Annotated in this window: 25 protein-coding genes and 1 tRNA gene; 20 read left to right on the top strand and 6 right to left on the bottom strand. The window is 58.0% G+C overall.

What is annotated here, in order from left to right; all coding sequences use genetic code 11:
- Window positions 1–6: 6 nt before the first annotated feature.
- Genes phrB through RYA97_RS14890 form a run of 8 tightly spaced genes read left to right on the top strand, consistent with a single transcriptional unit; the run spans window position 7 to window position 6764 of the window.
- Entirely contained in the window at window positions 7–1455 is a 1449-nt protein-coding gene (phrB, locus tag RYA97_RS14925) for a deoxyribodipyrimidine photo-lyase (protein WP_057405220.1), read from the top strand.
- On the top strand, window positions 1448–1870 hold the full coding sequence (locus RYA97_RS14920; protein ID WP_005746214.1) for a nuclear transport factor 2 family protein: 423 nt from the start codon (window positions 1448–1450) through the stop codon (window positions 1868–1870). The genes phrB and RYA97_RS14920 overlap by 8 nt, the downstream gene beginning before the upstream one ends.
- The gene (locus tag RYA97_RS14915; RefSeq protein ID WP_044294119.1) at window positions 1867–2655 is read left to right on the top strand and encodes an SDR family NAD(P)-dependent oxidoreductase; all 789 of its coding nucleotides are present in this window, start codon (window positions 1867–1869) and stop codon (window positions 2653–2655) included. The genes RYA97_RS14920 and RYA97_RS14915 overlap by 4 nt, the downstream gene beginning before the upstream one ends.
- Window positions 2652–3899, top strand: coding sequence for an NAD(P)/FAD-dependent oxidoreductase (locus tag RYA97_RS14910; RefSeq protein ID WP_005746217.1), 1248 nt, complete (start codon window positions 2652–2654; stop codon window positions 3897–3899). Before RYA97_RS14915 ends, RYA97_RS14910 begins: the two co-directional genes overlap by 4 nt.
- Window positions 3896–4696: a DUF1365 domain-containing protein gene (locus tag RYA97_RS14905; protein WP_316892630.1), complete on the top strand. Its 801-nt coding sequence runs from the start codon at window positions 3896–3898 to the stop codon at window positions 4694–4696. The genes RYA97_RS14910 and RYA97_RS14905 overlap by 4 nt, the downstream gene beginning before the upstream one ends.
- Complete coding sequence (locus RYA97_RS14900; protein ID WP_005746219.1) at window positions 4683–5951, top strand: SAM-dependent methyltransferase; 1269 nt, start codon at window positions 4683–4685, stop codon at window positions 5949–5951. Before RYA97_RS14905 ends, RYA97_RS14900 begins: the two co-directional genes overlap by 14 nt.
- A complete protein-coding gene (locus RYA97_RS14895; RefSeq protein WP_002552155.1) occupies window positions 5944–6453 on the top strand; it encodes a DUF2878 domain-containing protein in 510 nt (169 codons plus the stop codon). The genes RYA97_RS14900 and RYA97_RS14895 overlap by 8 nt, the downstream gene beginning before the upstream one ends.
- Window positions 6408–6764 (top strand): YkgJ family cysteine cluster protein, encoded by a 357-nt coding sequence (locus tag RYA97_RS14890; protein ID WP_044294123.1) that lies wholly within the window; start codon window positions 6408–6410, stop codon window positions 6762–6764. Before RYA97_RS14895 ends, RYA97_RS14890 begins: the two co-directional genes overlap by 46 nt.
- 441 nt (window positions 6765–7205) lie before the next feature.
- Here RYA97_RS14890 and RYA97_RS14885 read toward each other — a convergent pair whose 3' ends face one another.
- The 6 genes from RYA97_RS14885 to hemA all read right to left on the bottom strand — a co-directional run bounded on the left by RYA97_RS14885 (window position 7206) and on the right by hemA (window position 12605).
- Window positions 7206–7724, bottom strand: coding sequence for an acyloxyacyl hydrolase (locus RYA97_RS14885; RefSeq protein ID WP_002552154.1), 519 nt, complete (start codon window positions 7722–7724; stop codon window positions 7206–7208).
- A 118-nt stretch (window positions 7725–7842) separates the two neighbouring features.
- Entirely contained in the window at window positions 7843–8658 is an 816-nt protein-coding gene (gene murI / locus RYA97_RS14880) for a glutamate racemase (RefSeq protein WP_002552153.1), read from the bottom strand.
- Window positions 8651–9421 carry a molybdopterin-synthase adenylyltransferase MoeB gene (locus tag RYA97_RS14875; protein ID WP_162266881.1) on the bottom strand — a complete coding sequence of 257 codons (771 nt, stop codon included), beginning with the start codon at window positions 9419–9421 and terminating at the stop codon, window positions 8651–8653. Before RYA97_RS14875 ends, murI begins: the two co-directional genes overlap by 8 nt.
- On the bottom strand, window positions 9415–10248 hold the full coding sequence (gene prmC / locus RYA97_RS14870; protein WP_005746222.1) for a peptide chain release factor N(5)-glutamine methyltransferase: 834 nt from the start codon (window positions 10246–10248) through the stop codon (window positions 9415–9417). The genes RYA97_RS14875 and prmC overlap by 7 nt, the downstream gene beginning before the upstream one ends.
- Window positions 10249–11331, bottom strand: a complete 1083-nt coding sequence (prfA, locus tag RYA97_RS14865) for a peptide chain release factor 1 (RefSeq protein WP_002552150.1) — start codon at window positions 11329–11331, stop codon at window positions 10249–10251.
- The gene (gene hemA, locus RYA97_RS14860; protein ID WP_002552149.1) at window positions 11328–12605 is read right to left on the bottom strand and encodes a glutamyl-tRNA reductase; all 1278 of its coding nucleotides are present in this window, start codon (window positions 12603–12605) and stop codon (window positions 11328–11330) included. Before hemA ends, prfA begins: the two co-directional genes overlap by 4 nt.
- Before the next feature lie 226 nt (window positions 12606–12831).
- Between hemA and RYA97_RS14855 the strand changes: the two genes are divergently transcribed.
- The 12 genes from RYA97_RS14855 (at window position 12832) to RYA97_RS14800 (ending at window position 23880) form a co-directional block, all read left to right on the top strand.
- A complete protein-coding gene (locus tag RYA97_RS14855) occupies window positions 12832–14559 on the top strand; it encodes a tetratricopeptide repeat protein (RefSeq protein WP_316892627.1) in 1728 nt (575 codons plus the stop codon).
- A 4-nt stretch (window positions 14560–14563) separates the two neighbouring features.
- Window positions 14564–15181 (top strand): lipoprotein insertase outer membrane protein LolB, encoded by a 618-nt coding sequence (gene lolB, locus RYA97_RS14850; RefSeq protein ID WP_316892626.1) that lies wholly within the window; start codon window positions 14564–14566, stop codon window positions 15179–15181.
- A gap of 20 nt (window positions 15182–15201) precedes the next feature.
- The gene (gene ispE, locus RYA97_RS14845) at window positions 15202–16050 is read left to right on the top strand and encodes a 4-(cytidine 5'-diphospho)-2-C-methyl-D-erythritol kinase (RefSeq protein ID WP_044294212.1); all 849 of its coding nucleotides are present in this window, start codon (window positions 15202–15204) and stop codon (window positions 16048–16050) included.
- 37 nt (window positions 16051–16087) lie between these two features.
- Window positions 16088–16162: transfer RNA gene (locus tag RYA97_RS14840), tRNA-Gln, on the top strand.
- A gap of 45 nt (window positions 16163–16207) precedes the next feature.
- Window positions 16208–17149, top strand: a complete 942-nt coding sequence (locus tag RYA97_RS14835; protein WP_002552145.1) for a ribose-phosphate pyrophosphokinase — start codon at window positions 16208–16210, stop codon at window positions 17147–17149.
- A gap of 124 nt (window positions 17150–17273) precedes the next feature.
- Entirely contained in the window at window positions 17274–17885 is a 612-nt protein-coding gene (locus RYA97_RS14830; RefSeq protein ID WP_002552144.1) for a 50S ribosomal protein L25/general stress protein Ctc, read from the top strand.
- Window positions 17886–18049: 164 nt separating this feature from the next.
- The gene (gene pth / locus RYA97_RS14825; RefSeq protein WP_003317127.1) at window positions 18050–18634 is read left to right on the top strand and encodes an aminoacyl-tRNA hydrolase; all 585 of its coding nucleotides are present in this window, start codon (window positions 18050–18052) and stop codon (window positions 18632–18634) included.
- Between the two features lie 21 nt (window positions 18635–18655).
- The gene (gene ychF, locus RYA97_RS14820; RefSeq protein ID WP_044294126.1) at window positions 18656–19756 is read left to right on the top strand and encodes a redox-regulated ATPase YchF; all 1101 of its coding nucleotides are present in this window, start codon (window positions 18656–18658) and stop codon (window positions 19754–19756) included.
- 305 nt (window positions 19757–20061) lie between these two features.
- Window positions 20062–21135: a dTDP-glucose 4,6-dehydratase gene (gene rfbB / locus RYA97_RS14815; RefSeq protein WP_316892622.1), complete on the top strand. Its 1074-nt coding sequence runs from the start codon at window positions 20062–20064 to the stop codon at window positions 21133–21135.
- Complete coding sequence (gene rfbD, locus RYA97_RS14810; protein WP_044294130.1) at window positions 21135–22040, top strand: dTDP-4-dehydrorhamnose reductase; 906 nt, start codon at window positions 21135–21137, stop codon at window positions 22038–22040. The genes rfbB and rfbD overlap by 1 nt, the downstream gene beginning before the upstream one ends.
- Window positions 22037–22927, top strand: a complete 891-nt coding sequence (gene rfbA, locus RYA97_RS14805) for a glucose-1-phosphate thymidylyltransferase RfbA (RefSeq protein WP_057424274.1) — start codon at window positions 22037–22039, stop codon at window positions 22925–22927. The genes rfbD and rfbA overlap by 4 nt, the downstream gene beginning before the upstream one ends.
- Window positions 22928–22968: 41 nt before the next feature.
- A complete protein-coding gene (locus RYA97_RS14800) occupies window positions 22969–23880 on the top strand; it encodes a glycosyltransferase family 2 protein (RefSeq protein ID WP_044294133.1) in 912 nt (303 codons plus the stop codon).
- Window positions 23881–24284 lie beyond the last annotated feature (404 nt).

Genomic DNA, 24284 nt, shown 5'->3' with positions numbered 1-24284 from the left:
CTTCTCATGCAACTGATCTGGCTGCGTAGCGACCTGCGCGTTCACGATAATACTGCCCTGACCGCTGCCATGGAGCGCGGTCCGACGCTGGCGGTTTACCTGCTCAGCCCGGCACAGTGGCGCAGCCACGACGATGCTGACTGCAAGGTGGATTTCTGGCTGCGTAATCTGTTCGAGCTGGAAAAGGCACTGGGCGCGCTGAACGTACCGCTGTTGATTCGCGAGGCCGATACCTGGGATCAGGCACCTGAAGTGCTGTCGACACTGTGCACGCAGCTCAAGGTCGAAGGCCTGCACCTCAATCAGGAATACGGCATCAACGAAACATGCCGTGATCAGGCGGTGCAGAAGGCGCTGGAAAAAGCCGGTGTGCAGGTCACCAGTTACCTTGATCAGCTGTTGTTCAAGCCGGGCAGCATACTGACCAAGACCGGCAATTATTTCCAGGTGTTCACTCAGTTCAAGAAAGTCTGCTACAACCGGATGCACCAGGCCATGCCGCAGCCGGTGCGCACACCCAAAGCGCAGCAATCACTGTCGATCAAGAGCGATTCGATCCCTGATCAGGTCGAGGGCTTTGCCACGCCCTCGAAAGCATTACGTGACCTGTGGCCAGCAGGCGAGGCCGAAGCCAGGCGGCGCATGGCGACCTTCGCCGACGCGCAAATCAGTTACTACAAGACCGAACGCGACTTTCCCGCCAAACCCGGCACCAGTCAGCTGTCAGCGTATCTGGCGGCAGGGGTGATTTCGCCGCGCCAGTGCCTGCATGCGGCGCTGGGCAGCAACCAGGGGGAATTCGAGACCGGCGACGTTGGCACTGTGACCTGGATCAACGAGCTATTATGGCGAGAGTTTTATAAACACACGCTGGTCGGCTACCCTCGTGTATCACGGCATCGTGCCTTCCGCCCGGAAACCGAGGCGTTGAAGTGGCGCGATGCCCCCGAAGAACTGCTGGCGTGGCAAGAGGCGCGTACCGGTCTGCCGATTATTGACGCAGCGATGCGCCAGTTGCTGGAAACCGGATGGATGCACAATCGGCTAAGGATGGTCGTTGCGATGTTCCTCACCAAAAACCTGTTGATCGACTGGCGCGAGGGCGAGCGCTTTTTCATGCGCCACCTGATCGACGGCGACCTGGCGTCGAACAATGGTGGCTGGCAGTGGAGCTCGTCCACCGGCACCGACTCGGCGCCCTACTTCCGTATTTTCAATCCGTTGTCGCAGTCGGAACGCTTCGACCCAGAAGGCGTGTTCATCAAACGCTGGCTGCCGGAGCTCGCCGATCTGAATAAAAAGCAGATTCATGACCCCGCGTCCATCGGCGGCCTGTTTGGCGCTGCCGACTACCCGAAACCTATCGTCGATCTGAGCAAAAGCCGCGCCCGCGCCCTGACAGCGTTCAAAGCGCTTCCGGCCCGCCAACCCGCTGCGGGAATCGAACATGACTGATTTCCTGCATCGCTTCGCCGAAGGTTTTGCCGCGCTGAACAAGGACAACCTTGATCAGATCGCCGAGCTGTACAGCGACGACGTGTCGTTCAGCGACCCGATGCATGACATCCATGGCCTTGCAGCCATGCGACGTTATTTCGACGAGCTGTATGCCAACGTCCAGGATCTGCACTTCGACTTTCATGCCTTCGATGAAGTGCGCCCCGGCGAGGGCTATCTGGTCTGGACCATGAGCTATTCGCACCCGCGCCTGGCTGGCGGCCGGACGATTCGTGTCGAAGGCTGTTCGCACCTGAAGTGGCACGACAAGGTTTATCGACACCGGGATTACTTCGATGCCGGTGCATTGCTCTACGAACATCTGCCCATCATGGGTCGAGTCATCCATTGGCTGAAGAAGAGGTTGGGATGAGCACTCCTGTTGCACGACGCATCTGGTTGACCGGAGCTAGCAGCGGCATTGGTCTGGCGCTGGCCAAAGAACTGCTCAACGCAGGACATCGGCTGGCGTTGACCGCCCGTACGCTTGAACCGCTGCAGAACCTGGCGACTGTTTACCCGACCCAGGTGCTGCTGGTGACAGGCGACATCACCGAGCCTGCGCAGGTCAAGGCCATGGCCGACCTGATCGCGCAGCAATGGGGCGCGCTGGACACCGCCATCTTCAACGCGGGTACCTGTGAATACATCGACGTGCGGCAGTTCGAAGCGGCAATGGTCGAGCGCGTGGTGCGCACCAACCTGCTGGCCAGCAGTTATTGCATCGAGCAAGCACTGCCGCTGTTACGCAAGGGGCATCAGCCGCACCTGGTCGGCGTGGCCAGTGCGGTGACCTACCTGGCGCTACCTCGCGCAGAAGCCTATGGCGCCTCGAAAGCCGGCCTGCGTTATCTGTTCGAAGCGCTGCGTCTGGACCTGGCCAGCGAGAACATCGACGTGACCGTGGTCAGCCCAGGATTCGTCGACACGCCCCTGACTCAGAAAAATGATTTCCCCATGCCGATGCGCTGGCCTGTCGAGAAGGCCGCCAAACATATCGCCAGCAAACTGGGGCGCAACAAACGCCCACTGGATATCGCGTTCCCGGCGCTGTTCATTTTCAGCATGCGCGCGCTGGCAATGCTCCCGGCACGCGCCAGACTGGCCCTCGGCAAACGTATGGCGCGGACCGAGTCGTCGAATAAGGATGCGCAATGAAAATCGCCGTCATTGGTAGCGGGATCGCTGGCCTGACCAGTGCCTACCTGCTCAACCGCGCGCATGAGGTGACAGTGTTTGAGTCCTCCGACTGGGTCGGCGGGCACACTCATACGGTGGACGTGCAGGTCGAAGGCCGGGCTTACGCCATTGACACCGGTTTCATTGTATTCAACGACTGGACCTACCCCAATTTCATTCGCCTGCTGAGTCAGCTGGGTGTTGGCTTCAAGCCCGCCGAAATGAGCTTTTCGGTGCATGATCCGCGCACTGGCGTGGAATATAACGGCAACAACCTTAACAGTCTGTTCGCCCAACGCAGCAACCTGCTGTCGCCCAGGTTCTGGGGCATGCTGCGCGATATCCTGCGTTTCAATCGTCAATCGGTCGACGACCTGGAAAACCAGCGTATCGCGGCCGACACCACGTTGGGCGAGTACCTGAAGAGCGGCGGCTACGGGCAGCGTTTCATCGATCATTACATCGTGCCCATGGGCGCGGCCATCTGGTCGATGTCGCTGGCCGACATGCTCGGCTTTCCCCTGCAGTTCTTCGTGCGCTTTTTCAAGAATCACGGCCTGCTCTCGGTCACCCATCGGCCGCAATGGTGCGTGATCGAAGGTGGCTCCAGAAGTTATGTCGAACCGTTGACGGCGTCGTTCCGCGAGCGGATTCGTCTGTCATGCCCGGTTACACGGGTCGAGCGCGACAGCGACGGTGTGACGCTACACAGCGCCATGGGCAGCGAACGCTTCGACAAGGTGGTGTTTGCCTGCCACAGCGATCAGGCCCTGGCCCTGCTGGCTGAGCCGTCAAGTGCCGAGCAGTCGGTGCTCGGCGCACTGCGCTATGCCGAAAACGACGTGGTGCTGCACACCGATACACGACTGCTGCCCGAGCGCAAACTGGCCTGGGCCAGCTGGAACTACAGGCTCGGCGGCAGCGAACAGCAATCGGCAGCCGTCACTTATGACATGAACATCCTGCAAGGGATCGACAGCGACACAACCTTTTGCGTCAGCCTCAACCAGACCGCTGCCATCGACCCGACAAAAATCCTCGGCCGCTACCGTTACGCGCACCCGCAATACAGCCTTGATGCAATCGCCGCGCAAGCGCGCTGGGAAGAAATCAATGGCGTCGACCACACGTCGTACTGCGGCGCGTACTGGGCCAACGGCTTTCACGAAGACGGCGTGGTCAGCGGCTTGCGTGTCGCCCAGGCGTTTGGTGAAACGCTGTGAACAGCGCGCTCTACAGTGGCTGGATCAGCCACCGGCGATTTGCGCCGCGTGCCCATGAGTTCACCTATCGGATAGGCCTGCTTTATCTGGATCTGGATGAACAGGACAGCGTGCTGGGGCTTTCGCCACTGGCTGGCAGCAAGCGTTTCGCGCCCTTCTCGTTCCGCGAACGTGACTACCTGCCAGCGCTGACCGGGCAAGGCATGAGCCTCATAGAGGCGGTCCGCGAGCAGGTTGGCAAAGCGCTGGGCCGCGTACCATCAGGTCGTGTCTGCCTGCTGACCCAGGCACGTAGCTGGGGCTTGTCGTTCAATCCGGTAAGCTTTTTCTACTGCCATGAGGCAGACGGCACACTGGCAGGCATTCTCTGTGAAGTCACCAACACACCGTGGGGCGAACGCTACAGCTATGTACTGCCCGCTACGGGTGAAGGGCATCAGTATTTCGCAGTGGCCAAGGCCTTTCACGTTTCACCGTTTTTGCCGCGTGACCTCGAATACCGCATGAGTTTCAGCCAGCCCGCCGAGCGGATTGGTGTGCACATGGCTGACTGGCAAGGCGAACTGAAAATGTTCGATGCCACGCTCAACCTGACCCGCCAGAACCTCAGCCGCCAGACGCTGCATCGTTACCTGATCACTTACCCGTGGATGACCGCCAAAACCTGTCTGGCGATTTACTGGCAGGCGATGCGTCTGCTGGTCAAGCGCATCCCCATTTTTTCTCATCAGGCCGCCGACGGCGAGTACCGTGCTGCCGCCGCTCAAACCAAGGACTCACGCCATGAAAAGCAGTAGCAGTAGTTTTTCTGCCAATCTGGGCACCAATGGTCTGACGGCCAATATCCTGCGCCGAGGTGTGTTACGGCAATTAGCAGGACTGCGCAACGGCCAGTTGGTGGTTATCGAACGGGGTGAGCGCCATGTGTTCGGCAAGAACAACGCGCTGATTCAGGCTGAAATCCACATTCTTGATTCGGCAGCCTGGGGCATGGTTGCCAGCAACGGCTCCATCGGCGCTGGCGAGGCGTTTATTCACGGCTACTGGACTACCCCGGACCTGACGGCAGTGGTGCGGGTATTTGTCAGCAATCTGGATGTGCTGGATGCAATGGAAGGCGGCGTGGCTCGCCTGACCCGTCCGTTCATTCATGCCCTGCACTGGCTAAATCGCAATACACGCGAAGGCTCGCAGAAAAACATCGCTGCCCATTACGACCTGGGCAACACGCTGTTCGAGCAGTTTCTCGACCCGACGATGATGTACTCCGCCGCACAGTTCCTCAGCGAAGACGACACGCTGGAACAGGCGCAGTTGAATAAACTGGAACGCATCTGTCAGAAGCTGGCCCTGAAACCTGAAGATCACCTGCTGGAAATCGGCACAGGCTGGGGCAGCATGGCTATTTATGCTGCGCAGCATTACGGCTGCCGAGTGACCACCACGACCCTGTCCAGAGAACAGTTCGCCTACACCGAGCAACGCCTGATCGAACTGGGCCTGCAGGAACGCGTCACGCTGCTGCTGACCGACTACCGGGACCTGACCGGTGAATATGACAAGCTGGTGTCCATCGAGATGATCGAAGCGGTCGGCCACCGTTTTCTGCCGACGTACTTCAAGCAATGCGCGAACCTGCTCAAAAGCAACGGCATGATGCTGCTGCAGGCGATCACCATCCGCGAGCAGCGTTATGCTCAGGCCAAACGCAATGTGGACTTCATCCAGCGCTACATCTTCCCCGGTGGTGCTCTGCCCTCGGTGGCGAAGATGCTGGACATTGTCGGCAGCGATACCGACATGAACCTGCTGCACATGGAAGATTTCGGCCTGCACTACGCGCGCACGCTGCGCCTGTGGCACGACAACTTCAAACACGCGCACGGCAAACTGGCCGAACTGGGTTACGACGAACACTTCCTGCGCCTTTGGGAGTTCTATCTGTGCTACTGCGAAGGCGGCTTTCTGGAGCGGACCATCGGTACGGCGCAGTTGCTCCTGGCCAAACCCGATGCCCTGCGCGAACCCTTGCTTGGGCGCTTCAATGCTTAAATCAATCGCCAACGCGCTGCTCTTTCAGATCGGCTGGTTCGCCTGCGTATTGGGCGGTAACAGTTACTGGCTGCTGATTGCAGTCGGCGTGCTGGCGGTGCATTTTCTGTGGACCAGCTCATGGGCAGCGGAAGGCCGGCTGATCCTGACGGTTACGTTAATCGGGATCGTGCTCGACAGTGCCTTGATGACACTCGGCGTTTTCGACTTTGGCAGCGGCGGCTACCTGCTGCCGCTGTGGCTGGCGGTATTGTGGGCGGTGCTGGGCACGACGCTCAATCATTGCCTGGCGTGGACCGCAAAGCCGCTATGGCGCGCCGCCGTGCTGGGCGCTATTGGCGGCCCGATGTCGTACTATGCCGGCTCACAACTGGCTCAGGTCCACCTTCCTCTCGGAGTGTGGCCTGGCATGCTGGTGCTGGGGCTGGTCTGGGCGGGGCTGTTTCCCTTGCTGCAATGGCTGGCAGCACGCGCAGCCAGACAATCGGGAGAAACGCTCTGAACGCTACGCTCATTCCGCTCGCAGACATTCACAGCGAAACGGAAGTCACCTGCTCGACCTGCGCAGCTTGCTGTTGCCAACTGGAAGTGATGCTCATCACCGACACGGGCGTGCCTGAGCGCTACATTGATACCGACGAGTGGGGTGGCGAGGTCATGCTGCGTCTGGACGACGGCTGGTGTGCAGCACTGGATCGCAACACCATGATGTGCACGATCTACGAGAAACGCCCGCTGATCTGCCGTGAGTTCGAAGCCGGAGCAGAAGACTGCCTGAACGAACGCAAAGGGATTGCGACGGCTTATCTGTAATAAATACTGCTGACTTGACGTTCATTATCGTTCCCACGCTCCGCGTGGTAATGCAGTTCGTGACGCTCCGCGTCACCCAGCAGTTCTGCGACTTCAGGTGGATTGAGGTTCGACTCAGGTCACCTTTTCGCCCCTCGGCGAGTTACTTTGATGAGACCAAAGTAACCAAAGCCTTTCGCTCCTGTTTCCGGCCCGACTTCGTCGGGTTCCTTCGCCCTGTCACTGATCCGGGGGCCGCCGCAACGGGCCATCCTTGGCCCGGTGCGGCTTGCTCGGCGTCCTGCCTCGCATCCCCCAGATCAGCGTCAGAACTCAGCCGTCACTAACGTCGCACTCTGCGTTGTCAGTGCCATCGCGATAAAAAAGCATTTTATGCGCAATGGCTTTGTACAGGGCATTACGTTGTGCTGCAGCGAAGCGTTCGCACGAATGCCAGTCAAATCAGAACGGCATCTTGTAGTGCAGTGCGTAGCTTTCTATACCGTCGTTCGGCTCTTTGATGCCGGCGTTGGAATAGTGAGTCGCGCGGATGCCGACTTCATGCCCGCCCGCGAAGCGCAGACCAAAACCAATGCGGTCTTCGAAGTTGAAGGCAGAACCGAACTTGCGATCTTCAACCTGGGTGTTGGAGAACACCGAGACGCCGATACCGGCTTCTACGTAAGGCTTGACGTTGCCGTTGCCGAACTCGTAGACCAGAACCGGGGAGAACGACAGGCTGTGGTTATCCTTGTAGTCCTTGCCATCCCAATAGGTGTAAGCGCCATCCCAATAGCCGGTCAAACGGCCGATGTCGCTTTGCAGCCAGGTTTTATCCCAATCGAACTGCACGCCCAGACGATAAGTCATGGTCGACTCGCCGGTCTGACCGACCGAAAACTCAACACCATCAGCCTGCGCGATTGAAGCTTGCCCTGCCAAAGCGGCCGCAATCACGGCCAGGCAAAAGAGTCTCTTCATGAGAAACGTCCTAAATATATTAAATTGTACGAAAAGTGTTGGAATTCATCAGCCGCTTTTATAGAAGCCGCGGAGGCGACGTTAGTTCACCCCAAAAGCGCCTTTTTTCACGTTTTTTTTACAAACGGAAGCTTCTCACATTGCCAGGACTTTGCGACAAAAAAGGTAGGATTTTTCTGAAATTGTCCGGAATGTCACTAGACCAATACACAGTATCTCGCGCGTCGCCAGTGGCAAGAAGGCTGGAACGCGACAAAAGACGCTGTAACTGACGCGCTACCGCAGCCCCGGTGTCGATCAGGGTGACCGATTCGGGAAGCATCTCCCGCAACAAAGGTTTGAGAAACGGGTAGTGAGTACAGCCCAGAATGATCGTGTCACAGCGCGCTGCCAGCAGCGGCTCGACATAATGCAGCAGCAATTGACGGATTTGCGGACTGAGCAGATCACCGGTTTCGATCAGTTCGACCAGCCCTGGGCACGGCTGGGTCACGACCCGAACATCGTTGGCAAATCGGTCCAGCAACGCCGCAAAGCGGGCGCTTTGTAGCGTTCCGGTAGTCGCCAGCACACCGACAACACCGCTGCGGGTCGCCTCGGCAGCAGGTTTGACAGCAGGCTCCATGCCCACAATCGGCCAGTCCGGGTAGCGTTGACGAATGTGCGCCACACCCGCCGCCGTCGCGGTGTTGCAGGCGACGACCAGTGCCTTGGCACCCTGCTCGCGGAAGAATCCCGCAATTGTCAGGCACCGTTCGGTAATGAATTCAGGGGTCTTTTCGCCATAAGGAATATGCCCGCAGTCCGCTAGATACAGCAGTGACTCGCTGGGCAGCAACTGGCGGATTTCATTGAGCACTGAAAGGCCACCGACCCCGGAATCGAAGATTGCGACAGGCGCATCGCTGGCATGGCTCATCTGCATGTCAGGCATGTTCGCTCTGCCCGCTTGCTGCACTGCAAACGCTGCACGCCGGGTCGCGCTTGACTTTCAGTTCACGAAAACGGGTACTCAAGGCATCAATCAATAACAGTCGCCCGACCATTGGCTCGCCAAAACCGGCCAGCAGCTTCAAGGCTTCGAGTGCTTGCAGGCTGCCAACCAGGCCAACCAGCGGCCCGATGACACCGGCCTCGCTGCAGGTCAGTTCGGCTTCGCTGCCGTGACCGTACAGGCAGTGATAACACGGGCTGTCCGCACGACGCGGATCGAACACCGACAACTGCCCTTCAAGCCGAATGGCAGCACCGCTGACCAACGGCTTGCCGGCAGCGACACAGGTGGCATTCACCGCTTCGCGGGTGGCGAAATTATCCGAGCAATCCAGCACCAGATCGACAGCCTGCACCGCCGCCTCCAGTGAGTCGGTATCCAGCGCTGAGCGATGAGCGACGAGAGTGATCTCGGGATTGATCGCCTTGAGCCGGGCCAGAGCCGAATCTACCTTGGCCTGTCCGATGCTCTGGGTATCATGAATGATCTGGCGTTGCAGGTTGGTCAGGTCGACGTGATCAAAATCCGCCAGATGCAGTTCACCGACCCCTGCGGCGGCCAGATAAAGGGCCACCGGCGAACCAAGCCCGCCGACGCCGACGATCAGCGCGCGACTTTGCTTGAGGCGCAGCTGGCCGTCGATATCAACGTGTTGCAGCAGAATCTGGCGACTGTAGCGCAGCAGCTCCTGATCACTCAGCACGGCTTGCATCCGAACGTGATGCGCTCGTGCTCACCCAGATCACGACGCGTCTGGATGCGCTCGAAACCATGACGGATCAACAGTTCGCGCACCGCCGGGCCTTGATCGTAACCGTGCTCCAGCAGCAGCCAGCCATCGGCGCTGAGGTGCACCGGCGCGTCGGCAATGATCGTGCGCAAATCGTCCAGCCCGTCGGAACCGGCAGTCAACGCGCTGCTCGGCTCGAAACGTACATCACCGGCCGACAGATGCGGATCAGCGTCGGCGATGTACGGCGGGTTACTGATGATCAGATCAAACTGCTGCCCTTCCAGAGCACTGAACCAGTGGCTGTTGAGCACTTGGGCGTTATCCAGTTGCAGACGCTGGCGGTTGCGTTCGGCCAGCGCCACCGCTTCAGGCACACGGTCGACCGCTGTGACTTTCCATTGTTGGCGCTCGTTGGCCAGCGCCAGCGCAATCGCCCCAGTGCCGGTGCCCAGGTCAAGCACCTTGGCGGGCGCGAACGCAGGCACCAGTTCCAGCGCTGCCTCGACCAGCATTTCGGTCTCTGGCCGCGGGATCAAGGTATGCGGCGCTACTTCCAGATCAAGCTTCCAGAAACCTTGCTGACCGAGAATGTAAGCCACCGGTTCGCCCGTGCGTCGACGCTGCAAATAACCTGCAAAGGCCAGCGCAGCCTCGGTGCTGACAATGCGCTCAGGCCAGGTGTGCAGAAAGCTGCGCGGTTTGCCCAGCGCTGCCGCCAGCAGCAGCTCTATGTCGAGCCGCGCGGTCGGTGAATCGGGAAGCTCGGCGCTTCTTAACAAACTTGCGATGATGGTCATTTACTCACCCAGTGCCGCAAGTTGATCAGCCTGATATTCAGCGAGTAGCGGCTCTATCACTGCATCGACCCCGCCCGCCAGAACTTCATCCAGCGAATACAGCGTCAGGTTCACGCGGTGATCCGTCACTCGCCCTTGAGGGAAATTATACGTACGAATACGCTCGGAACGATCACCCGACCCCACGAGCAGCTTGCGCTCGCTGGCGATGGCGTTGGCCGCCGCGCTGGTCTGCTGATCATTCAGTTTGGCAGATAGCCAGGACATTGCCCGGGCCCTGTTCTTGTGCTGCGAACGCTCTTCCTGGCATTCGACGACAATACCCGATGGCAAGTGGGTAATGCGGATCGCCGAGTCGGTTTTGTTGACGTGCTGACCACCGGCCCCTGAGGAGCGATAGGTGTCGACACGCAGGTCGGCCGGGTTGATCTCGATCGCCTGTTGCTCGTCAGGCTCCGGCAGCACTGCAACCGTACAGGCAGACGTGTGGATGCGACCCTGCGACTCGGTCTCGGGCACGCGCTGCACACGGTGCGCGCCGGACTCGAATTTCAGCTTGCCGTAGACGCTGTCACCCTCGACGCGCGCAATGACTTCCTTGTAGCCGCCATGCTCGCCTTCGTTTTCGGACAGAATTTCCACCCGCCAGCCACGCCGCTCGGCGTAACGCGAGTACATGCGAAACAGGTCGCCGGAGAAGATCGCGGCTTCATCACCGCCGGTGCCCGCACGGATCTCCAGAAACACGTTGCGGCCGTCGTTCGGGTCCTTGGGCAACAACATGCGCTGCAATTGCGCTTCCAGCTCGACCAGTTGCTGTTTTGTTTCGCGAACTTCCTCGACGGCCATTTCGCGCATGTCCGGGTCGCTGTCCTTGAGCAGCGCCTGCGCGCCCTCCAGATCACCCTGCACCCTGATCAGCTGTTGGTAAAGCGCAACGACCGGCTCCACTTCGGCGTACTCACGGGAATAGGCGCGAAAGCGTGTCTGATCGCTGATCACTTCGGCATCGCCGAGCAGCGCGGTCAGTTCCTCGAAACGGTCGCTGAGGACATCCAGCTTATTGAGCAGTGAAGCTTTCATTGCGGGGTTTTATCCGTCGAGCCCTCACCGAGGGCAAAAAGTTCCTGGGCCATGGCCAGCGCATCGACGCGACCTTCGGCAGACAGCTTCTTGAGCTGCACGCTGGGTGCGTGCAGCAATTTGTTGGTCAGACCGCGTGCCAGCTGGATCAATACGTCCTCGGCATTACTGCCGTTGGCCAGCATACGTTGCGCCTTGCTCAGTTCTTCGTCACGCAGCCGTTCGCTTTGCTGACGATAGGCGCGCAACACATCGACCGCCGCCAGTTCACGCAGCCGCGACATGAAGTCTTCGGCACCCACGCTGACCAGCTGCTCGGCAGCCAGTGCAGCCCCCTGGCGACTCTTGAGATTTTCTGCCACCACTTCGTGCAGATCATCAACGCTGTACAGGTAAACGTCGTCCAGTTCGCCGACTTCAGGCTCGATATCCCGCGGTACGGCAATATCGACCATGAAAATCGGTTTGTGCTTGCGCAGTTTCAGCGCACTTTCCACGGCCCCCTTGCCCAGGATCGGCAACTGGCTGGCGGTGGAGCTGATCACGATATCGCTGTTGACCAGCTCGGCCGGGATATCCGACAGCAACACCGCATGGGCACCGAACTCGGCAGCCAGCATGCTGGCGCGCTCCAGCGTACGGTTGGCAACCACGATACGCTTGACGCCCAGGTCATGCAGATGCCGGGCGACCAGAGTAATGGTCTCGCCCGCACCGATCAACAAGGCCTGACTGCGTTGCAGGTCACTGAAAATCTGTTTGGCCAGACTGACCGCGGCGAAGGCCACGGACACCGGGTTTTCACCAATTGCAGTGTCTGTACGCACCTGTTTGGCAGCGCTGAACGTGGCCTGAAACAGACGTCCCAGTAACGGCCCGACCGTTCCGGCCTCGCGCGCAACGGCATACGCAGACTTCATCTGGCCGAGAATCTGCGGCTCGCCGAGCACCAGGGAGTCGAGCCCTGAGGCGACACGCATCATGTGTCGCACGGCGGCATCGTCCTCGTGGACGTAAGCGCTGGCGCGCAGTTCTTCCAGGCTGAGGTGATGGTAATTGGCAAGCCAAGCAAGAATGCTGTCCGCACCGAGATGCTCGTGCTCGATGTACAACTCGCTGCGATTACAGGTTGAAAGAATCGCAGCCTCGCGACTTTCGGTCAGGTGGCAAAGCTGCTGCAACGCCTCCACCAACTGTTCCGGGGTAAATGCCACGCGCTCGCGAACGTCGACCGAGGCGGTCTTATGATTGATACCGAGTGCAAGGAAGGCCATTCAGGGTCGCAGGTGGTGACGTGAAGCCGGTAATTGTCCTACTTCAATAAGCTCAGAACAACCACCACATATTATTGTCCCACTACAATCGATCGTCGCAGCCTGCGTTTTCGGGCTCGCGACACTGCAAACACACGCATTGCATCAGTTTTTCCGACGGCTGTGGGTTTTGCCAACAGCCTTGTGTCATGATGCTCCCACCGCAGGTAAGCCGCCCTTCTTATATATGAATAGATCCTCCGCGTTGTTCCTTGCTCTTGCCTTTCTAGGCGGCTGCCAGTCAATGGCCCCCGTCTCGTCACAGCCCGTGCCCGCTCAGAAAGACGCCCCTCCCGCGCCTGAAGCCAAGCCGAAGGTCTATGGTTCGTTCACTCAGGACACCCTGGTCAGCCTGTTGAGCGCGGAGCTGGCCGGCCAGCGCAACCGCTTCGACATCGCTCTGGATAACTACGTGACCCAGGCGATCAAGACTCAGGACCCGGGGGTCTCCGAACGCGCCTATCAGATCGCCGAATACATGGGCGCTGATCAGTCTGCGCTGGAAACCGCGCTGATCTGGGCAAGAAACGCACCGACCGACCTTGAAGCGCAACGCGCCGCAGCCATTCAACTGGCGCGCGCCGGACGTTACGACGACTCTCTGGTGTACATGGAGAGAGTCCTGCAGGGTCAGGGCGACACGCACTTCGACTTTCTGGCACTGTCCGCGGCCGAAACCGATCCGGACACCCGCAACGGCCTGCTCAAAAGTTTTGATCGGTTGCTGGGCAAATACCCGAACAACAGCCAGCTGATTTTCGGCAAAGCGCTGTTGCTTCAGCAGAATGGTGACGCCGAACAGTCGTTGAAGCTGCTGGAAGACAACCCGCCCAAAGAAGGCGAAATCGCGCCCATCCTGCTGCATGCCCGTCTGCTGCAAAGCATGAACCGGGGCAAGGAAGCGGTGCCCCTGCTTGAGAAAAGCATCAAGAAATACCCGGACGACAAACGCCTGCGCCTGACGTATGCGCGCATGCTCGTTGAGCAAAACCGTATGGAAGACGCCAAAGTGCAGTTTTCCGCTCTTTTGCAGCAATATCCGGACGATGACGAACTGCGCTTCTCGCTGGCTCTGGTGTGCCTTGAAGCCAAGGCCTGGGACGAAGCGGCTGGCTACCTGGAAGAACTGATCGCCCGTGGTGCACACGTCGATTCAGCGCATTTGAATCTGGGTCGCATCCACGAAGAACGTGAGGACCCGCAAAGCGCGCTCAACGAATACGCTCAGGTCGGACCGGGCCCGGACTTCCTGGCGGCTCAATTGCGCCAGGCGGATATTCTGGTCAGCAATGGCAACGGCGCAGAAGCGGCCAAACGCCTGGCTGAAGCACGTGCCGAAGAGCCCGATTACGCCATTCAGCTGTACCTGATCGAGGCCGAAACCCTGACCAGCAATGATCAATTGGATCGCGGCTGGCAGGTGCTGAACACGGCACTCAAGCAATACCCGGACGACGCCAACCTGCTCTATACCCGCGCCATGCTGGCTGAAAAGCGCAATGATCTGGCGCAGATGGAAAAAGACCTGCGCAGCATCATCAAGCGCGAGCCGGAAAACGCCATGGCGCTGAATGCACTGGGCTACACCCTCTCCGATCGCACCACGCGTTACGCCGAAGCCCGCGAACTGATCGAGAAAGCCCATCAGATCAGCCCCGACGATCCGGCAGTTCTCGACAGCCTTGGCTGGGTGAATTACCGCATGGGCAATCTGGACGCCGCCGAACGCTACCTGCGCCAGGCGCTCGAACGCTTCCCTGACCACGAAGTAGCCGCACATCTGGGCGAAGTACTCTGGGCCAAAGGCGAACAGCGCGAAGCCCGGAAAGTATGGGCCAAGGCCCTGGAACAACAACCCGACAGCACCGTCCTGCGCAGCACACTGCGACGCTTGACCGGTTCAGAGACCCTTTGACGTTATGTTTTTGCGCCACGTAATCGTATTCAGCCTCATCGCCCTGCTCACCGGCTGTGCCGGTCTCGCTTCCCGCGAAGCCGTTCAGGGCAAGGGCGACCCCGCGCAATGGCGCGAACACAAACAGCAACTGAGCAGCCTTGATGGCTGGCAGATCAACGGGAAGGTCGGTATTCGTGCGCCGAAGGACTCCGGCAGCGGCACCCTGTTCTGGCTGCAGCGTCAGGATTACTACGATATCCGCTTGTCCGGTCCGCTCGGCCGTGGCGCAGCACGACTGACCGGCAGGCCCGGCGCTGTCGCGCTTGAAGTCGCCAACCAAGGCCGCTACGAAGCCACAACGCCGGAAACACTGCTTCAGGATCAACTGGGCTGGAAACTGCCGGTTTCCCACCTCGTATGGTGGGTGCGTGGCTTGCCGGCACCGGACAGCAAAAGTAGCGTGACACTCGATGGTGATAGCCGTCTGGCCAGCCTTGAACAGGACGGCTGGCAGGTGGAATACCTCAGTTATGTCGAACAGAATGGCTATTGGCTGCCCGAACGCGTCAAGCTGCACGGCCAGGACCTCGATGTCACGCTGGTCATCAAGGACTGGCAGCCTCGCAAACTGGGGCAATGACCATGACTGCATTACAGGATATGGCCACACCCCAGCTGGTTTTGCCTGCCCCGGCAAAGCTGAACCTGATGCTGCACATTCTGGGACGCCGCCCGGACGGCTACCATGAGCTGCAAACCCTGTTTCAGTTTCTCGATTATGGTGACGAACTGGGCTTTACCGTTCGCCAGGACGGCGAAATTTGTCTGCAGACCGATGTACCCGGCGTCCCGCATGACAGCAACCTGATCGTCAAAGCCGCCCGCGCGCTGCAAAAACAGTCCGGTTGCACACTGGGCATGGATATCTGGCTGGAAAAACGCTTGCCCATGGGCGGCGGCATCGGCGGCGGCAGCTCGGATGCAGCCACCACACTGCTGGCGCTGAATCATTTATGGCAGCTTGGCTGGGATGAAGATCGTCTGGCGCAACTGGGCCTGACCCTAGGCGCCGATGTACCGGTTTTTGTCCGTGGACACGCCGCATTTGCTGAGGGTGTCGGGGAAATTCTCACCCCGGTTGACCCCGAAGAACCCTGGTATTTGGTGCTCGTTCCGCAAGTCGCTGTAAGTACAGCAGAAATTTTTTCAGATCCGTTGTTGACACGCGACACGCCGCCCATTAAAGTGCGCCCCGTTCCCAAGGGAAACAGTCGAAATGACTGTAAGGCGGTTGTAGAGAGGCGTTACCCAGAAGTACGTAACGCTTTGAATTTGTTAGGTAATTTTACCGAAGCAAAATTAACCGGAACTGGAAGTTGTGTGTTTGGGGCCTTCCCAAACAAAGCTGAAGCTGATAAAGTCTCGGCCCTTCTTACAGAGACCCTTACGGGGTTCGTAGCGAAAGGAAGTAACATTTCGATGTTGCATCGCAAGCTGCAAATTCTGTAACAGGAATTGAGTGCCAGGCACTCGATTGATTCAATACAGGGGCGTCGCCAAGCGGTAAGGCAGCAGGTTTTGATCCTGCCATGCGTTGGTTCGAATCCAGCCGCCCCTGCCATTTTCTATACTCATCCAGGTTACCCTCAGCCTCTAGGTACTGCGCGTGTCCAAGATGATGGTCTTTACGGGGAATGCCAACCCCGATCTCGCTCGGCGTGTAGTACGTCAGCTGCATATCCCACTCGGTGATGTTTCTGTCGGAAAATTTTCCGACGGCGAAATCAGTACTGAGATTAATGAAAACGTCCGCGGTAAAGACGTCTTCATCATTCAGCCGACTTGCGCACCAACGAACGATAACCTGATGGAACTGGTTGTGATGGCTGATGCCTTCCGCCGCTCCTCAGCGTCCCGAATCACTGCTGTGATTCCCTACTTTGGTTATGCCCGCCAGGATCGCCGTCCGCGCTCCGCACGTGTTGCCATCAGCGCGAAAGTTGTTGCTGACATGCTCACCGTGGTGGGAATCGACCGTGTTCTCACGGTTGATCTTCATGCTGACCAGATCCAGGGTTTCTTCGATATTCCGGTAGATAACATCTACGGCTCCCCCGTTCTGGTGGATGACATCGAAGACCAGCGCTTTGAAAACCTGATGATCGTTTCCCCGGATATCGGCGGCGTCGTGCGTGCACGTGCTGTTGCCAAATCCCTGGGCGTCGATCTCGGTATCATCGACAAACGCCGTGAGAAAGCCAATCACTCTGAAGTGATGCATATCATCGGTGATGTCGAAGGGCGTACCTGTATTCTGGTCGATGACATGGTCGACACCGCTGGCACCCTGTGCCACGCGGCCAAGGCCTTGAAAGAGCATGGCGCAGCCAAGGTCTTTGCCTACTGCACACACCCTGTGCTGTCGGGCCGGGCGATCGAAAACATTGAAAATTCCGTGCTGGACGAACTGGTGGTCACTAACACCATCCCGTTGTCCGCAGCAGCACAAGCCTGCAGCCGTATCCGTCAACTGGATATTGCGCCGGTAGTCGCCGAAGCGGTTCGCCGCATCAGCAATGAAGAATCGATCAGCGCGATGTTCCGTTAACTGACATCACGCAGACGAAAAGCGCCCCGCCCTGACATCCGGTCAGGGCGGGGCTTTTTTGCCCATACCGCCCAAGCGCTGGTCGCAAACGCAACGGCGGATGTGGTTAATTTGGAGATACAACATGAACGAATTTACCCTGAATGCAGAACAGCGTTCCGACCTGGGGAAAGGTGCGAGCCGCCGCCTGCGTCGTCTCGCCAGCCTGGTTCCAGCTGTAGTCTACGGTGGCGACAAAGCCCCTGAGTCCATCAGCATGCTGGCCAAGGAAGTTGCCAAACTGCTCGAAAACGATGCGGCCTACAGCCACATCATCGAGCTGAACGTTGGCGGCCAGAAGCAGAACGTCATCATCAAGGCGCTGCAACGTCACCCGGCCAAAGGCCACGTGATGCACGCTGACTTCGTGCGCGTTATTGCCGGCCAGAAACTGACCGCAATCGTGCCGATCCACTTCCTGAACGAAGAAGCTCCAGTCAAGAAAGGCGGCGAGATCTCGCACACTACCACTGAACTGGAAGTGACCTGCCTGCCTAAAGACCTGCCTGAGTTCATCGAAGTTGATCTGGGCGCGCTGGAAGTAGGCGACAACGTTCACCTGTCCGAGCTGAAAGCACCTAAAGGTGTCGAGTTCGTTGCCTTGGCACACGGTACTGACCTGGCAATCGCCAACGTCCACGCACCGCGCATCGTCAAAGACGAAGCAGAAGAAGGTGAAGAAGGCGCAGCCGAGTAATTCATTACTTGGTAACGTCGGAGTTGCTCAGGAAACATCGCGAGCGATAGCAGGCAAAGCGGGCGAGATCGCTGAGTTTACATCATGGTAAATGAGCAGTTTTCGCCCACATTGCCGCTGTCGTCAGCGGTTTAACCCTCAACTCCAAAGGAAGAGCCCCTGTCGTGACCGCCATACAACTGATCGTGGGCCTGGGAAATCCAGGCGCTGAATACGAACAGACCCGGCATAACGCAGGGGCTTTTTTTGTTGAGCGTATTGCTGCGGCGCAGCGAGTCAATCTCGTTCCCGAGCGCAAATTCTTTGGCCTGACCGGGCGTTTTACGCATCAAGGTCAGGATGTTCGTCTGCTGATCCCCACCACCTATATGAACCGTAGCGGCCAGGCCGTCGCGGCACTCGCCGGTTTCTACCGTATTCCGGTTGAGTCGATTCTGGTGGCGCATGACGAGCTGGACCTGCCTCCGGGCGTTGCCAAACTCAAAGTGGGTGGCGGCCATGGCGGTCATAACGGTCTGCGCGACATCATCGCGCAGCTCGGCAACCAGAACACATTTCATCGCTTGCGGCTTGGCATCGGCCACCCGGGCGATGCCAGCAAGGTATCCGGCTTTGTCCTGGGTCGAGCGCCACGCGCCGAACAGGAAAAACTGGACGCCAGTATCGACTTTGCCCTCGGCGTGCTGCCGGATATCTTCGCCGGTGAATGGAACCGGGCGATGAAAAACCTGCACAGCCAGAAGGCCTGACATCACTCGAGGGGAAACACCATGGGATTCAATTGCGGCATCGTCGGCCTGCCTAACGTCGGCAAGTCCACCCTGTTCAACGCCCTGACCAAATCTGGTATTGCGGCCGAGAACTTCCCCTTCTGCACCATTGAACCGAACAGCGGCATCGTGCCGATGCCTGACCCGCGCCTGGCGGCCCTGGCAGCCATCGTCAACCCGAAACGCATCCTGCCGACCACCATGGAGTTCGTCGACATCGCAGGCCTGGTGGCAGGCGCTTCGAAAGGCGAAGGCCTGGGCAACAAGTTCCTCGCCAACATCCGCGAGACCGACGCCATCGCTCACGTGGTGCGCTGCTTTGAAGACGAGAACGTGATTCACGTCTCCAACAGCGTCGACCCCAAGCGCGACATCGAGATCATCGATCTGGAACTGATCTTCGCTGACCTCGACAGCTGCGAGAAGCAACTGCAAAAGGTCACGCGCAATGCCAAGGGCGGTGACAAGGACGCAGTGGTCCAGAAAGGCCTGCTTGAACAACTGATCGCCCACTTCAGCGAAGGCAAGCCAGCACGCAGCCTGATGAAGAGCATGAGCAACGACGAGAAGACCACCATCCGTGGCTTCCACCTGCTGACCACCAAGCCGGTCATGTACATCGCCAACGTTGCCGAAGACGGTTTCGAGAACAACCCGCTGCTGGACGTGGTCCGCGCCATCGCCGAAGAAGAAGGCGCAATGCTGGTGCCGGTCTGCAACAAGATCGAAGCCGAAATCGCCGAACTGGATGACGGTGAAGAAAAAGACATGTTCCTCGAAGCGCTGGGCCTCGAAGAACCCGGCCTGAACCGCGTCATTCGCGCTGGCTACGAAATGCTGCACCTGCAGACCTACTTCACCGCAGGTGTCGAAGAAGTCCGCGCCTGGACCGTTCGCGTCGGTGCCACCGCACCACAGGCCGCAGGTGTCATCCACACCGACTTTGAAAAAGGCTTTATTCGTGCCGAAGTCGTGGCCTATGACGACTTCATCCAGTTCAAGGGTGAAGCCGGTGCCAAGGAAGCGGGTAAATGGCGTCTGGAAGGCAAGGAATACATCGTCAAGGATGGTGATGTGATGCATTTCAGGTTTAACGTGTAGGCCATAGGCAGCGTCCAGCGGGATCTCGGCAAGTGCAGATTCCTCTATCACGAAAGCCCCATTATGTGGGGCTTTCGCGTTTCAGGCATTGGCACCGTCGGTTGGCTACACGATTGCAGACGCCCTCAAATTATTTGATGGGGATGTCTATTTTTCTATGTAAAATGTCGTTTTTTTACCGCCGCTCATTTACGTCATTTAAACATTCATGTTTAACGCAGGCAGATGTTTCAAGACGGCGACTGATCAGCGATTGTTTCCACGGACCGGGCAGAGCCTTGTCATAACCCAAGGTAGATACTCTTTTGAAGATCTTAGTAACAGGCGGTGCTGGTTTCATAGGTTCGGCAGTGATTCGGCACATCATTGCCAATACAGCCGACTCAGTCGTCAATGTCGACAAACTGACGTACGCAGGCAATCTTGAATCACTTCAGTCGGCCGATCAAAGCGAGCGTTATGCCTTTGAGCACGTGGACATCTGCAACCGTGAAGACCTGGACCGGGTTTTCAAAGAGCACCAGCCCGACGCCGTGATGCACTTGGCAGCCGAATCGCACGTAGACCGCTCCATCACGGGTCCGTCGGAGTTCATCCAGACCAATATCATAGGCACCTATGTACTGCTTGAAGCAGCACGCGGCTACTGGAGCCAGCTGGACGAAGTGCGCAAAGCCAGCTTCCGCTTTCACCACATCTCGACTGACGAAGTGTATGGCGACCTGGAAGGCCCGGAAGATCTCTTCACCGAGACAACGCCTTACCAGCCAAGCTCGCCCTACTCGGCCAGCAAGGCCAGCTCCGACCACCTGGTACGCGCCTGGAGCCGCACCTATGGCCTGCCGACCCTGGTAACCAACTGCTCGAACAACTACGGTCCATGCCATTTCCCGGAGAAGCTGATCCCACTGATCATCCTCAACGCACTGGAAGGCAAGCCGCTGCCTATCTATGGAAAAGGCGATCAGGTTCGTGACTGGCTCTATGTCGAAGACCATGCCCGCGCACTGTACAAAGTTTTGACCGAAGGCGAGATCGGCGAGACCTACAACATTGGTGGCCACAACGAGAAACAGAACATCGAGGTGGTCAACACCGTTTGCGCGCTGCTCGACCAACTGCGCCCGGATTCAGTCCATCGTCCGCACGCCAGCCTGATCACTTACGTTCAGGACCGCCCGGGCCACGACCTGCGCTACGCTATCGATGCCAGCAAGATTCAGCGCGAGCTGGGCTGGACGCCGGAAGAAAGCTTCGAATCGGGTATTCGCAAAACAGTACAGTGGTACCTCGATAATCCTGAATGGGTTGCTCATGTAAAGAGCGGAAGCTACCAGCAATGGATCGACAAGAACTACACAGCGCGCGCCGATAAATGATGAAAATTCTTCTGCTGGGCAAAAATGGCCAGGTGGGTTGGGAGTTGCAACGTTCACTCGCTGTAGTGGGTGAAGTAGTTGCTCTTGACCGCCATACCGTATCGACGGCCTATGGCGACCTTTGTGGCGATCTGTCTGACCTGGAAAGCCTGCGCAATACCATTCGCAGCGTCAAACCTCAGGTTATCGTCAACGCCGCAGCCTATACCGCTGTCGACAAGGCCGAAACCGAGCGTGAGCTCGCGCACAGGGTCAATGCCTTGGCCAGTCAGGTCCTGGCAGAAGAAGCTCGCACGCTGGACGCGCTATTGGTTCATTACTCGACCGACTATGTGTTCGACGGTTCGGGCAACACCGCATGGAAAGAAAGCGATGTCGTGTCGCCGGTCAATTATTACGGCGCAACCAAACTTGAAGGCGAGCAACTTATAGCTGCCTCAGGCTGCAAGCACCTGATCTTCCGAACCAGCTGGGTTTACGCGGCACGTGGTAACAACTTTGCCAAAACCATGTTGCGCCTCGCGAAAGATCGCCCAACGCTCAATGTGATCGCCGATCAGATTGGAGCGCCTACAGGTGCAGAGTTGCTGGCCGACATAGCGACGGCTGCCCTGCTTCAAACGCTGGCCAAGCCGGAGCTGTGTGGCATCTACAACCTGGCACCTGCCGGCGAAGTGTCATGGCATGCCTACGCGCAGTATGTGATTGATTTCGCCCGTGCCAACGGGGAACCCCTGGCGGTAGAAACGATCAATCCCATTGGCACGATCGAATACCCTACACCCGCGCAACGCCCTCTGAATTCGCGTCTGAACACAGAAAAGCTGCGCCACAATTTTTCTCTGCACCTGCCTGACTGGCAAAGTGGTGTAGCCCGAATGCTCATGGAAACTCTGAACAAATGACCACCATTAATCGTAAAGGCATCATCCTGGCTGGCGGCTCGGGCACTCGTCTGCACCCGCTTACCCTTGGCGTATCCAAGCAGATGCTGCCTATCTACGACAAGCCGATGATTTTCTATCCTCTGTCAGTGCTGATGCTGGCAGGTATGCGTGAAGTCCTGATCATCTCAACGCCAGAAGACTTGCCGAGCTTCCGCAAGCTGCTGGGTGACGGCAGCCAATATGGCATTCAGCTCACCTACGCAGAGCAACCAACGCCTGATGGCCTGGCACAAGCATTCATCATCGGCGAAGAGTTCATCGGTGAAGATCCTTGCTGCCTGATCCTGGGCGACAACATCTTTTACGGTCAGCACTTCTCCGACAACCTGCGCTCGGCCAGCCAACAGTCCAGCGGCGCTACTGTCTTCGGTTACCACGTTTCCGACCCTGAGCGCTTTGGCGTTGTAGAGTTCGACGAAACCGGTCGCGCCTTGAGCATTGAAGAAAAGCCTGCAGCGCCGAAGTCGAGCTATGCCGTAACCGGCCTGTACTTCTACGACAATCAGGTTGTCGAAATCGCGAAGAATATCAAGCCTTCCGAGCGCGGCGAGCTGGAAATCACTGACGTGAACCGTGCTTACCTCGAACAAAAGAGCCTGACCGTAGAGATTCTCGGTCGTGGCTTCGCTTGGCTCGACACCGGGACCCACGAGTCGCTGCTGGAAGCGAGCCATTTCGTACACACCATCGAGCAGCGTCAGGGCTGGAAAGTTGCCTGCCTGGAAGAGATCGCTTACACCAACGGCTGGATTACGGCCGCTCAGTTGGGTGAACAGGCTCAGAAGCTGAAGAAGACCGGGTATGGCCAGTATCTGCAGAAGTTGCTGGATCTGGGCTCGTTCTAAGACTGCAAACCTCTATCCCATACCGCAAGGCTGCGAACAGTATGTCATCTGTTTTTCCCAAGGTAGCCGTGCTATTGGCAGCCTATAACGGTATGGCGTGGATAGAGGCGCAACTTGATTCAATCCTGACGCAGACAAACGTCTGCGTCAGCGTGTTCATCAGTGTCGATACCTCCACGGACGGCACTGAAGCATGGTGTGCCGACTACGCTCAGCACCACGCGAACGTCACCCTGCTCCCGCCCGCCGGACAATTTGGCGGAGCGTCACGCAACTTCTTTCGCTTGATCCGGGATGTCGACTTCTCGACATTCGATTACATAGCGTTCTCTGATCAGGATGATATCTGGGATCGGGACAAGCTTCAGCGCGCCGTAGCGGCTTTGGCGCCGGGTCATCATGATGCCTATTCAAGCAATGTCACCGCATTCTGGCCGGATGGGCAGCGCGTACTGCTGGACAAGGCTCAGCCTCAGGTTCAATGGGACTATCTGTTCGAAGCTGCCGGTCCCGGCTGCACCTATGTGATGAATCGCCGGCTTGCAGATGCCTTCAAGTCATCCCTCCTTTCCCACTGGGATGCAGCTCAGGCTGTGAGTCTGCATGACTGGTACTGTTACGCATTTGCCCGCAGTCACGGCTTCCGATGGCATATCGATCCGGTTTCCAGCATGGACTACCGTCAACATGCCAACAATCAGGTTGGAGCCAATACCGGACTTGCTCCACTCATCAGTCGACTGAAAAAAATTGCTGACGGCTGGTGGGCCGGACAGGTATTGCTGATTGGCCAGTTGATCGGAGACAGCCCATTGCATCCTGCGGGAAAGCACGTGAGTACGCGGCTGTCGTTCCTGAAGCTCGCGTTCAAGGCACCGCAATGCCGCAGGAGACCGAGAGACAAGATCCTCTTCATTATCGCGTGCCTTACAGCAATGCTAAGCAAGCGTTGACCGTCAATTAGCCACTCGTATCCTATCTGGCCCAGCCAGAGCGATATAGCCTGATTAAACCAGTGATCAGGCATCGCAACCTTCTGAAAATACTGGTTTTCAACATCTGTGCCCAAAGCAAGAGAGGTCGTTAGCCGCCGCGTGGCCGGGTATCGTTCACAGCATTGAAACCACTTAATTTCGCAGGACACCGAATGTTCTCCAGGGGCGGCTTATGTTAATGTGCAGACCTTTGTTTTCGGTATCAAAAGCGCAAAGAAGGCAGTGTAACCGGGGTGAAAGGAACCAGCCTCGGAACGTGGGGTCACTTGTACCGCCCAACCAAGGATGACAAGGCTCCAGTCACCCATACGGCCATGAGCTCAGATACCGGACGCGCTTCAATTCGTAAAACCGTCCTGCCA

The organism is Pseudomonas syringae group sp. 26L6, assembly GCF_032587815.1.
Taxonomy (GTDB): Bacteria; Pseudomonadota; Gammaproteobacteria; order Pseudomonadales; family Pseudomonadaceae; genus Aquipseudomonas; species Aquipseudomonas amygdali.
The sequence above is the reverse complement of the archived record's forward strand: the minus strand, read 5'-3'. Positions and strand labels throughout refer to the sequence as shown.

Excerpts from the sequence above, each read along its gene's own strand:
- phrB (WP_057405220.1), top strand. The coding sequence starts at position 7 with ATGCAACTGATCTGGCTGCGTAGCGACCTGCGCGTTCACGATAATACT.
- RYA97_RS14800 (WP_044294133.1), top strand. The coding sequence starts at position 22,969 with ATGTCATCTGTTTTTCCCAAGGTAGCCGTGCTATTGGCAGCCTATAAC.
- lolB (WP_316892626.1), top strand. The coding sequence starts at position 14,564 with ATGTTTTTGCGCCACGTAATCGTATTCAGCCTCATCGCCCTGCTCACC.
- RYA97_RS14910 (WP_005746217.1), top strand. The coding sequence starts at position 2,652 with ATGAAAATCGCCGTCATTGGTAGCGGGATCGCTGGCCTGACCAGTGCC.
- RYA97_RS14900 (WP_005746219.1), top strand. The coding sequence starts at position 4,683 with ATGAAAAGCAGTAGCAGTAGTTTTTCTGCCAATCTGGGCACCAATGGT.
- RYA97_RS14855 (WP_316892627.1), top strand. The coding sequence starts at position 12,832 with ATGAATAGATCCTCCGCGTTGTTCCTTGCTCTTGCCTTTCTAGGCGGC.
- RYA97_RS14895 (WP_002552155.1), top strand. The coding sequence starts at position 5,944 with ATGCTTAAATCAATCGCCAACGCGCTGCTCTTTCAGATCGGCTGGTTC.
- ispE (WP_044294212.1), top strand. The coding sequence starts at position 15,202 with ATGGCCACACCCCAGCTGGTTTTGCCTGCCCCGGCAAAGCTGAACCTG.
- RYA97_RS14915 (WP_044294119.1), top strand. The coding sequence starts at position 1,867 with ATGAGCACTCCTGTTGCACGACGCATCTGGTTGACCGGAGCTAGCAGC.
- RYA97_RS14830 (WP_002552144.1), top strand. The coding sequence starts at position 17,274 with ATGAACGAATTTACCCTGAATGCAGAACAGCGTTCCGACCTGGGGAAA.
- RYA97_RS14920 (WP_005746214.1), top strand. The coding sequence starts at position 1,448 with ATGACTGATTTCCTGCATCGCTTCGCCGAAGGTTTTGCCGCGCTGAAC.
- prfA (WP_002552150.1), bottom strand. The coding sequence starts at position 11,331 with ATGAAAGCTTCACTGCTCAATAAGCTGGATGTCCTCAGCGACCGTTTC.
- rfbA (WP_057424274.1), top strand. The coding sequence starts at position 22,037 with ATGACCACCATTAATCGTAAAGGCATCATCCTGGCTGGCGGCTCGGGC.
- hemA (WP_002552149.1), bottom strand. The coding sequence starts at position 12,605 with ATGGCCTTCCTTGCACTCGGTATCAATCATAAGACCGCCTCGGTCGAC.
- rfbD (WP_044294130.1), top strand. The coding sequence starts at position 21,135 with ATGAAAATTCTTCTGCTGGGCAAAAATGGCCAGGTGGGTTGGGAGTTG.
- murI (WP_002552153.1), bottom strand. The coding sequence starts at position 8,658 with ATGCCTGACATGCAGATGAGCCATGCCAGCGATGCGCCTGTCGCAATC.
- RYA97_RS14890 (WP_044294123.1), top strand. The coding sequence starts at position 6,408 with ATGGCTGGCAGCACGCGCAGCCAGACAATCGGGAGAAACGCTCTGAAC.
- RYA97_RS14885 (WP_002552154.1), bottom strand. The coding sequence starts at position 7,724 with ATGAAGAGACTCTTTTGCCTGGCCGTGATTGCGGCCGCTTTGGCAGGG.
- prmC (WP_005746222.1), bottom strand. The coding sequence starts at position 10,248 with ATGACCATCATCGCAAGTTTGTTAAGAAGCGCCGAGCTTCCCGATTCA.
- ychF (WP_044294126.1), top strand. The coding sequence starts at position 18,656 with ATGGGATTCAATTGCGGCATCGTCGGCCTGCCTAACGTCGGCAAGTCC.